Annotated in this window: 9 protein-coding genes, 6 tRNA genes and 1 rRNA gene; all 16 read right to left on the minus strand. The window is 46.3% G+C overall.

Annotated features, from left to right (window positions below):
* Positions 1–9 precede the first annotated feature (9 nt).
* On the minus strand, positions 10–744 hold the full coding sequence (locus tag G632_RS0116265) for a tRNA1(Val) (adenine(37)-N6)-methyltransferase (protein ID WP_022770553.1): 735 nt from the start codon (positions 742–744) through the stop codon (positions 10–12).
* The gene (locus G632_RS0116270) at positions 737–1672 is read right to left on the minus strand and encodes a PSP1 domain-containing protein (RefSeq protein WP_022770555.1); all 936 of its coding nucleotides are present in this window, start codon (positions 1670–1672) and stop codon (positions 737–739) included. Before G632_RS0116270 ends, G632_RS0116265 begins: the two co-directional genes overlap by 8 nt.
* Positions 1669–2715, minus strand: coding sequence for a DNA polymerase III subunit (locus G632_RS0116275; RefSeq protein WP_022770556.1), 1047 nt, complete (start codon positions 2713–2715; stop codon positions 1669–1671). Before G632_RS0116275 ends, G632_RS0116270 begins: the two co-directional genes overlap by 4 nt.
* Before the next feature lie 11 nt (positions 2716–2726).
* Positions 2727–3167 carry a YaaR family protein gene (locus G632_RS0116280; protein ID WP_022770562.1) on the minus strand — a complete coding sequence of 147 codons (441 nt, stop codon included), beginning with the start codon at positions 3165–3167 and terminating at the stop codon, positions 2727–2729.
* 24 nt (positions 3168–3191) lie between these two features.
* On the minus strand, positions 3192–3794 hold the full coding sequence (locus G632_RS0116285) for a guanylate kinase (RefSeq protein ID WP_022770567.1): 603 nt from the start codon (positions 3792–3794) through the stop codon (positions 3192–3194).
* A gap of 5 nt (positions 3795–3799) precedes the next feature.
* Entirely contained in the window at positions 3800–5209 is a 1410-nt protein-coding gene (gene pyk / locus G632_RS0116290) for a pyruvate kinase (protein WP_022770568.1), read from the minus strand.
* On the minus strand, positions 5191–6636 hold the full coding sequence (locus G632_RS0116295) for an aminotransferase class I/II-fold pyridoxal phosphate-dependent enzyme (RefSeq protein ID WP_022770569.1): 1446 nt from the start codon (positions 6634–6636) through the stop codon (positions 5191–5193). Before G632_RS0116295 ends, pyk begins: the two co-directional genes overlap by 19 nt.
* Positions 6629–7222: an HD domain-containing protein gene (locus tag G632_RS0116300; protein WP_022770571.1), complete on the minus strand. Its 594-nt coding sequence runs from the start codon at positions 7220–7222 to the stop codon at positions 6629–6631. The genes G632_RS0116295 and G632_RS0116300 overlap by 8 nt, the downstream gene beginning before the upstream one ends.
* Positions 7223–7337: 115 nt before the next feature.
* On the minus strand, positions 7338–9257 hold the full coding sequence (locus G632_RS0116305; protein WP_022770572.1) for a M3 family metallopeptidase: 1920 nt from the start codon (positions 9255–9257) through the stop codon (positions 7338–7340).
* Positions 9258–9370: 113 nt separating this feature from the next.
* Positions 9371–9443 (minus strand) — tRNA-Phe (locus G632_RS0116310).
* A gap of 6 nt (positions 9444–9449) precedes the next feature.
* Positions 9450–9523: transfer RNA gene (locus G632_RS0116315), tRNA-Met, on the minus strand.
* Between the two features lie 36 nt (positions 9524–9559).
* Positions 9560–9641, minus strand: a tRNA-Tyr gene (locus G632_RS0116320).
* A 6-nt stretch (positions 9642–9647) separates the two neighbouring features.
* Positions 9648–9720: transfer RNA gene (locus G632_RS0116325), tRNA-Thr, on the minus strand.
* Positions 9721–9749: 29 nt separating this feature from the next.
* Positions 9750–9822, minus strand: a tRNA-Val gene (locus G632_RS0116330).
* Between the two features lie 25 nt (positions 9823–9847).
* Positions 9848–9921 (minus strand) — tRNA-Asp (locus tag G632_RS0116335).
* Positions 9922–9991: 70 nt separating this feature from the next.
* A 23S ribosomal RNA gene (locus tag G632_RS0116340) occupies positions 9992–10263 on the minus strand; the annotation flags it as partial.

Below are 10263 nucleotides of genomic sequence, written 5' to 3' on the forward strand. Positions count from 1 at the left end.
TTCTCCCTCTCAATATCCGTAGATATCGTAGATCTCCGGCGTATACTTCCCGGGAGCCTCGTAGATAATAAGCGGTTTTTCAACCGTCAGCCTTGATCTTCCGCCTCTTGCTCCTTCAATAAGAACCATGTTCGGCTCCTTGTCGGCGTAGGGGTAAACCAGCTGCATTCTCTTGGGCTCAACCTTGTACTCGTGCATCAGCACCATGATCTCCGCAAGCCTGAAGGGCCTGTGGACCATGTAGAACTTACCGCCGCTCTTAAGGCATCTAGCTGCTGCCCTGATAACGTCCTCAAGGTCGCAGAGCACCTCATGCCTTGCAATCGCCTTAGGGCCCTCCGGGTTCTTCAGCCCGTGGCCTCCTATCATATAAGGTGGATTACTTGTAACCACGTCAAAAGAGGCAGCGTCAAATAATTGCCCTGCCTCCTTAATATCGCCCTGTACTATTCTTACTCTGTCCTGGAGATCATTGTAAATGACGCTTCGCTGCGCCATATCTGCGCTCTCCTCCTGGATCTCAAGGCCTATGAGCTCTTTTGCATCTGTCTTGGCCGCCATTAGGATCGGTATGATCCCGGTTCCTGTTCCCAGATCCAGTACTCTTCCTCCTTCCGGAGCAGAGGCAAATCCTGACAAAAGAACTGCATCCATCCCGAAGCAGAATTTCTCCGGGCTCTGGATTATCTTGTAGCCGTTCCTTTGCAGGTCATCAAGTCTCTCGCCTTCCTTAAGATCAACCATCTGTAAGCTTGGACTTTCCTTCCTGCTTTTCGATCTTCTCAAGTTTCTCGAGCTCTTTCATCTCCTCGTCTTCCTGAGAATTCTTCTTGTTGTTATTGTTCTTTTTCTTCTGTTTCTTTCTGATCGTCTCTATCTCTTCGAGCTTATACTCGTGAACTTCCTTCTCGTCGTTGACTTCAACAAGGATCTTCAGTGTCTGTCTTAAGATATTGACAGATGATACCTCTCCGCCAAGTCCATCCTTAGCTACGCAGTAGTCACCGACACCGGGCATCTTGCGATTGAGCTCCTCATATACATCTTCCTCGTTCTTGAGGCAGCACATAAGTCTTCCGCAAACACCGGAAATCTTGGTAGGATTAAGTGAAAGGCTCTGCTCCTTGGCCATCTTGATGGATACGGGAACAAAGTCTGAAAGATATGAGTGGCAGCAAAGAGGTCTTCCGCAAATGCCGTAGCCACCGATTATCTTGGTCTCGTCCCTGACACCGATCTGCCTGAGCTCTATCCTGGTCTTAAATACAGCCGCCAGGTCTTTTACCAGTTCTCTGAAATCGATCCTGCCGTCAGCTGTAAAGTAGAAGAGGATTTTGTTGTTGTCAAAGGTATATTCTGCATCGATGAGCTTCATATCAAGGTTGTGCTTCTTGATCTTTTCAAGACAAACCTTAAAGGCCTCTTTCTCTTTTTCCCTGTTGGCCTTCTCCTGCTCATCGTCCTTGGTGCTGGAGGTGCGAAGTACTGTCTTAAGGGGCTTGACCACCTTCTCGTCCTCGATGTCCTGAGGCTCTGAAACTACAGTTCCATACTCAACGCCCCTGGCTGTCTCAACGATTACATGGTCACCCTTTTTAATGACATACTTGCCCGGTGAAAAATAATATATCTTGCCGGCTGTTCTGAATCTTACGCCGATTACTCTTGTCATAAATACTCCTTAATGCCCATGAGCATAAGCTCTAAGGCTAAATCTATATTAACATTGGAGTCTATGCGGTTTTTCGCAATCTCCATATCTTTAATAATGCTGCTTATGCCCTCATAAGTGCAGTTTGTGGTAACACTACTAATATACGATACCTTGTCAGTGAAAATCAAGTGAGTATCATCCCCTGTGGCCTTATACACCAGCATATCCCTGAACAGGAAAAGAAGTATGTCCATAAAGTCAGCGTACTGACCAAGGTCAATTCCCTTCTTGCTGCTTTTCTCATCCCCATCGGGGTTCTCTAATATGCCGTGAACCCTGTCCATAATCTCGTGTATCTCAAGGTTCTTGAGCTTAGCCACCAGCTCTATGGTCTCGTTCTTTAAAGTCTCGAACCTCTCATTGGAAGCCAATTCCAGCGCCTTGCCCACATTTCCTCTTGCAAAAGAGGCGCACAGCATGGCCTTGTAATCCACCACGTGGCACTCCTGCATCAGGTAATTTATGATGGAATCGTCCCTGACGGGCTTCATGGGAAGCACGATACATCTACTTATGATAGTAGGCAGAAATGCATTTATGTTGCTGGTCAGAATAATGATGACAATATATGAAGGTGGCTCCTCCAAAGTCTTTAGCAGAGCATTCTGCGCTTGGGGCGTCATCTTCTCCCCCTCGGGAATGATATAGATCTTGTATCTGCTCTCGTAGGGCTTAATGACAACATCGTCTCGAAGCTGCTGCCTGATGTCGTCAACACCTATACTATTAGGCTTTTCATGGGTTATGGTTATGATGTCCGGATGATTGTCTGACAGTGCCTTAATACAGGAGGGGCACTCGTTACAGGACTCCCTATAATCTCCCCTGTCCTGCCTGTTTTCGCACTGAAGAGCCTTGGCAAAAGTCTTGGCGATAAACTCTTTTCCCGAACCACTCTCACCTGAGATGATATAGGCATGAGAAACTTTATCAGTAATGAGCGCATGCTGCATGTGCTCTTTCATCTGCTGTTGATCTATGATATCGGCAAAATCCGCCATTTACTCTCCCCTTAAGTAAAGATGTCCAGTAGTAACCCCTGTATCTGTCCAATCTTAGCAAGTATATCGATACCGTTCTTCTCGTCCTTGACCAGTTCCTGAGCCAGTTCATCAAGCTCTTTATCCACCTGCCTGATTATGCCGTAAACCCTGTGTCTTCCCTTCCTGTCAAGGAAGTTCTCTCTGGAAAAGACATGACTCCTCGTCACTACTTCGTTCATGAAATCCTTGATAAGGATCCTGTACCTCTGCATATCCTTGATGTCATTTCTCTTGGATATCTTCTCGCCCTGCTGGATGATATCCTGCATCATGAGATTCAGGCGCTCTGCAAGCCCCGAATCCTCAAGCTTGCTGGTAAGGACAAACTTAAAGTCGCCGTTTGCCTCCTGCACCTGCTCCGGAGCCGGGGTCTGAGTTGTGGGTGTAAGATTACTAACTTTAATATCCATACATTCCCTTCCCGCCTTATAAGGTCAGCTCATCTTCTCTAAAATGTGTTCCCTTATCTCTTTTATACAGTCCTCGATAAGTCCGTTGTTGAAAAATCTCTTTTCCACGCCGGCCTCTTTTATCTTGGCCTCGTCAAAATCTTCCTCGTCTGCCAAAAAACGTCTGCACATCTCGTCATACCTTGGATGTTCCTGCTTGGCTTCTCTCTTCATGGCTCTCTCAAGCCTTATCCTTGCCTCTACATCGATCAGTATCGGAAGGACATTCTCTTTTCCGAAGTAATCCCTGAAGTAACAGTAGGACTCAAGTGTCCCGATTACCAGGTAACTGTCGCCACTGGCAAGATCAATCTGACCGTCATCTACTGTAAAGTACCTCCACTCGCCGTAGTTGGTGTGGTAGGTTCTCTCCTCGATAATCTTCCCTCTGCTGCGAAGGTCAAGGTAGCCCTCTTCATCTCTGAAGAAGTACTGAACTCCGTCCGTCTCACCATCGCGCATGGGGCGCGTGGTGTAGGGAACGACCTTCTTAAGGGATAAGTCATTATCAGCTATTAGGTTTTTGTAGATTGTGTCTTTCCCTGAGGTGCTCTTGCCCATCAGAAGGAAAATCCTGCCGGTAGCCATTTTGCTTATACTTCCTCAACTCTTATCATGTTTGTTCTTCCGGGGATGCCAAGAGGTACGCCTGCTGTGAGGACTACCTTGTCGCCGGCCTTTAAAAGACCTGCATTCTTAGCTGAACTTATTGCCTCCCTGAAGAGCTCATCTGCTGTGTCTTCCTGCCTGATGTGAAGAGGCGCAACGCCAAACATCAGGTTTGCCTGTCTGCATACTGTAGGATTGATGGTGCATGCAATGATCGGGCAATTTGGTTTATACATTGAAACCATGCTGGCTGTAAAGCCGCTCATGGTGACTGTCAGGATCGCATCGGCGCCAACCTCTGCAGCAATGTTGCAGGTAGCATGTGAGATCGCTGTGGTGTCATCGCTTGGTGCGTAATCTCTTTTCTTAAGTCTTCCTACATAATCTATATCGGCTTCTGTTCTCTCGGCTATACGTACCATGGTCTTGAGGGCCTCTACAGGATAATCGCCTGCAGCTGTCTCGCCTGAGAGCATGATAGCTGTTGTTCCGTCATATATAGCGTTGGCAACGTCGGTAGCCTCAGCTCTTGTTGGTCTTGGATGGTGGATCATGGAATCCAGCATCTGTGTGGCTGTGATAACGTACTTACCTGCAGCCTCTGCCATCTTGATGAGCTTCTTCTGAACTACGGGAACCTCCTCAAAAGGAACCTCCACGCCCATGTCACCTCTTGCAACCATGATACCGTCTGCAGCAGCAAGGATCTCTTCAATGTTGTTGATACCCTGAGTGCTCTCGATCTTGGCAATGATCTTCATGGGAGAGTTCTTCTCTTTTAATATAGCTCTGATATCCTCTACGTCTGCCTTGGTTCTTACAAAAGAAGCTGCGACAAAATCAAAGCCCTGCTCACATCCGAAAATGATGTCGCTCCTGTCCTGCTCGCTTAAGTACTCCATTGAGAGCTCAGCTCCGGGAACATTAACTCCCTTCTTGTCAGAGATAGGACCACCGTTTACTACTGTGCAAACGATATCAGTATCTGTAACCTTCTCAACTGAGAGCTCAATGAGTCCGTCATCAAGAAGGATTGTCATTCCGCTCTTGCAGTCCTTGGTGAGGTCCTTGTAAGTGATGGATACCTCGTCCTTGGTGCCTTCTATATCTCTTGCTGTAAGTGTGAAGGTCTGTCCGGCCTCCAGCATCTCTTTTCCATTCTTAAAGTCCTTAAGTCTGATCTCGGGACCCTTTGTATCAAGCATGGTTGCAACGGGGATATCAAGCTCATCTCTGAGCTTTCTTATCCTCTCGAACTTTCTTCTGTGCTCATCATGTGAGCCGTGTGAAAAATTGAATCTTGCAACATTCATACCGGCCAGCATAAGCTCTTTTAACTTATCCTCACTCTCACTTGCCGGTCCAATAGTACATATTATCTTGGTTTTACGCATAAAATTCCTCTCTTATCTATATCTATTATACCCTTATTCTCGCTATTTTCGAGCTCCAAAATACCCTGGACATTAAGTCCTTCGGCAATATATCGCTCTATGTCCTTTATGAGATCTCCGCCAATGACCTCTCCGGGCACTATCAGTGGAATTCCCGGTGGATAAAGGTTTACAAAGTCCCCGCTTATTCTGCCTTCCGCCAAATTTAAAGACACCGTTTCCCGCTCGCTGTCCCAGGCTTTTTGCAAAGACATCTCTCTTTTTGGAATAGCATATTTTTCATCTGCTGCGACGATCCTTGCTCCCGCTTTTTTCTGCAAGTTCTCATCTATCTCGCAAATTGCCTTTATAAGGCGCTCTATTCCTTCCTCTGTATCCCATCCGGTAATTATGGCCAGAGCATAGTGCTCCCCTGCCATTTCCAACTGCAATAAATAGTCCTCACGCAGTATATCATATAACTGCTGACCTGTCATTGTATCAGTATCCGCATAGATAAGCACCTTTGCCGGATCCTGTAGTTCGCAAAGTCCAGGAATCTTAAGGACACTGCAGCCTTTGGTCTTTTCCTGTATCTTATTCCTGTAGCCAAGGAGCCTCTCTGAAAACTCTTTTCCCCTCTCCTGCATCTCTTTCATGCACAGATCTATGGAGGCCATCAGCACGTATGATGGGCTGCTGGACTGATATATTCTAAGGAACCTCTTTAAAAGAGCTTTATCAACAAGGCTGCCCTGAACATGAATAAGCGCAGTCTGTGTCATAGCCGGCAGCGTCTTATGAAGAGAATGTATGACAATGTCAGCTCCCGCCTTCACAGCGCTCTCAGGCAGTCCCTTTCCGAATCCAAAGTGCGCACCATGGGCTTCATCCACAATAAGGATCACGCCTTCTTCATGGCACACTTTTGCAATCCCCTCAACATCCGAGCATCTTCCCTCATAGGTTGGGGATGTGATAAACACGGCTCTTGGCTTATCCGTCAGGGAGTCTAAAGCTCTTTTCACATCTTCTGCACTATAGCCGTCGAAAATCCCGTACTCCCGAATCATCCCGGCTTCCAGGTAATCTATCTCCAGCCCTCTCAAATACGCTGCATGGTAAAAAGACCTATGGCTACCCCTTGCAGCTAATATCCTGCCGCCTTCCGAAACCGCCGCAGATACAGCGCTGAGTACGCCTGATGTACTTCCGTTTACCAAAAAGAAAGTCTCATCAGCGCCGTATAAGCTGTTTGCCCTTCTCTCGGCCTCAAGTATTATGCCCTTCTCGTCATGAAGATTATCAAAACCGTCAATTTCCGTTATATCACAACGAAAAGCACCCTTTAACGGGGTGCTTTGAAGGTTTCTCTTATGACCGGGCATATGGAAGGGGTACATGTCCCCCTCCGCCAGGTTTATCAGCTCCTGGTAAATATCAGGCATAATTTACGTTAATCTTTCCCTTCTTAAGCTTGAGTGTCTCCAGTGTTGATGCATACTTGTCCGCAAGACATACCACCCAGGCTTCCCTGCATTTAGGCGGCTTAACCGTAAGCGGCCACATGTGCTTTTTTATTATCTCTTTCTCTCTCTCGGAGAGCGTAAAGTCTCTTGTCGCGTTCCTCAGCGCAATTCCCGGATGATAGAATCCGTGGAGCTTGGGATGAATGTTCCCGGGCGCTTCGCCGTCATGCCAGTCGTAGAGGAAATAGTCATGAAGAAGTGCTCCTCTTACCAGCTCCCTCTCTCTGCTCTTAATCCCAAGTTTTCTGTTGAGCCTTATTGCGCAGAGCGCCACATGGATACTGTGCTCATAGACCGTAACATTTCCATGCTGAATAAAACTCTTTAACCTGATGTAATTCTCAGAGCCGAGGATATCTGCGCCGTAACGGCATAGTGTTGCCCTGTATTCCTCGTCCTTCTCAAGCTCAGTTAGTAGCTCAGGATCGAATACATCAGGGTCATAGTCCTTAACATCCAGGACTTTCTTTATTATCTCTTTATCTTCTTTTGAAAGTCTGTGCATCTATAAACTCCATAAAACCGCATAGTTATGGCTGTAAACTTAACTTTTGTTTCAATTCATAATAACACACATTGCCTAAGAAAAAATTAAAATCATGAAAAAACTAACTAAATATTTACTTCTTGTTAACCAGCTCCTCGTACTCGTCCACAAGCGACTTGAAATACTCCAGTGCCTTGTCGTAGGTCTCGTCTGAAAGCGGGTCAATTCCTGCCTCTGAGAGAAGCTCTACAGGCGGCGCAGATCCACCAAGCTTAAGGAAATCCAGATACTCATCCACAGCACCGGCTTCACCTGATGTGATCCTCTCAGCAATTGATGCTGCATAAGCCACATCTGCAGAATACTGGTACACATAATAAACATAGTAGAAGTGAGGAATTCCTGCCCACTGATATCTTGAAGCCGGGAACATGGTAACAGCATCGCCTCTGTACTCCTGAAGGAGCTCCATCCACTTATCACCAAGGTCCTCAGCATCCAGCGACTGTCCTGACTCCACAACCTTGTACATGTAATCCTCAAACTCGGAATACATCATCTGAGTGAAGAACGTTCCAGCAAACATGCTGATTGCATTCTCCAGATAAAAGAGCTTTTCGTCATCACTCTGGGCATTTTTTAACTTATATTGATAGTACAAAAGCTCATTGGTAGTAGATGCAACTTCCTGAGTAAATATTGTGGGATTGCTGTAAGCAACAGGCTGGTTCTCTGTCGCGTACTGATCATATACAGCATGTCCCATTTCATGAGCTATTGTACTGATATCATCTGAGTAACCCTTATAGTTAAACAGTACCCAAGGATAATACTCAACTGATAGCTTGTTCTCAAAGGCTCCTGTAGCTTTGTTAGCAGCAGGATAGACATCAATCTGCTCACTGGTGATTATCTTGGTGAAGTGATCAATATAGTCATCTCCAAGAATTCCAAGAGCGTCTATAACCTCATCCACCGCATCATCATAGGGTGTAGGCGGAATGTAGAAATCTGATACGCTTTCTCCCATGTTGTATGGGTATTGCTCCTCAAGGCCAAGCCCCTTTGCATGGAGCTTTAAGTATCTCTGATACTCCGGAATACCCTTGTGCGCTGATTCCACCAACATGTCAAAGACATCTGTATCAAGATCATAGTCATCAAAGGCCTCTTCCATGGTAGTATCAAAGCCATCAATGACTGCTGATGCATAAGCCTGTGAAGCGTTCGATTCCAAAAGAGCAGCGAAGGTGTTAGCAAAATTCTCGTATCTGGTTAAGTAAGCCTGGTTTGCTTCTGCCCTGAATTTATCCGAGTACTTCGGATTACTGATTATCTCTGCATAAAGCTCATCGGTAAGCTCCTCCTCCTTACCCCCCGGCATTGTGATTGTAGGATAAGGAAGTTCAACCTGATCAAGTATGCCAAAAATCTGTTCTCCGTAGCCCATACCCATTGAAAGAGTGGATACCAAAAGAGTCTCATCCTCTGTAAGTGGCTCGTAGTCAGGATCAAGATACTGCCTTAGCCAATACTCATCGCCATCAAAAAGGGGATCTGAAAAGATCTTCTGTCTCTCCTCCAATGAAAGTGCAAATATCTCATCCTCCGCAAAGGCACATCTCTGGGTTTCTTCCCTGCTCATGGCATCAAGCTTGGCCAGCATGTTTTTATAAACTGCATCCGTTGCGTTAAGAGAGTTTCCCTGCTTAGCATAAAGCGCAAGCTTCTGCTGAATCCTTGTCATCTCGGTAAAGTAAGCAAAGTCAAAGTATTCTCTTATAGTCTTGGCATTATCAAGCTTTCCTCTGAATTTATCGTAACCATCCAGCATGCCCATTACCTTGTCGTAATCAGCCTGCCAGTCTTCTTCGCTGGCATAAATCTTCTCAAGATTCCATTTTGTCGGGTACTTGCCCTGTGTCTGTGTAGAAGCACTCTGATCTGATGCACTCTGATTGCCCAAAACTCCCGTAAAAGATCTGCCACATGCGGTAACAGAAATGATCAAAATCAGTGAAGCTGCTATTCCTTTTAAACGTCTGATATTCATAAACTCCTCTTATCCTCTTTATTTATAAATCTCGTACTCTTTATTATAACATATCCTTTCTTCAATAAAAAAATCCCGACGCTTTGTCGGGACTAAAGATTAATAAAAAAAGATGCCTAGAGTCGGAATCGAACCAACGACACGAGGATTTTCAGTCCTCTGCTCTACCAACTGAGCTATCTAGGCATATAGTAGCGGGAACAGGATTTGAACCTGTGACCTTCGGGTTATGAGCCCGACGAGCTTCCAGACTGCTCCACCCCGCGTCATTATGAAATTTATTGCTTATTGCAATAAAAAAATGGATGGCGGTGGATTCGAACCACCGAAGCAAATTGCAGCAGATTTACAGTCTGTCCCCTTTGGCCACTCGGGAAGCCATCCATATAGAGCCGATGAGCGGACTCGAACCGTTAACCTGCTGATTACAAATCAGCTGCTCTGCCAATTGAGCCACATCGGCTTACACACGAATTGTGTTGTGTAAAAAAATGGGGCCTACAGGGCTCGAACCTGTGACCCTCTGCTTGTAAGGCAGATGCTCTCCCAGCTGAGCTAAGACCCCGGTCAAATTAAAATATGAAGTTGAGCGACCCGAAGGGGGTTCGAACCCCTGACCTCCGCCGTGACAGGGCGGCGCTCTAACCAGCTGAGCCACCGGGCCATATTTCTTCGATTGTACCTTCAAAACCGAACACTGAAATCTCTTAGATCCGTCTCTAACCTTTGCTTTTTTGGATAAGCCCTCGACCTATTAGTACACATCAGCTGAACACGTTACCATGCTTACACCTTGTGCCTATCTAACCTCGTACTCTCCAAGGGGTCTTACTCCATAAAGGAGGGATATCTCATCTTGAGGGGGGCTTCACGCTTAGATGCCTTCAGCGTTTATCCCTTCCGGACGTGGCTACCCAGCCTTATGCACCTGGCGGTGCAGCTGATACACCAGCGGTCCGTCCATCCCGGTCCTCTCGTACTAAGGACAGCTCCTCTCAGATATCCT

Source organism: Butyrivibrio sp. NC2007, from assembly GCF_000421405.1.
Classification (GTDB): domain Bacteria; phylum Bacillota; class Clostridia; order Lachnospirales; family Lachnospiraceae; genus Butyrivibrio.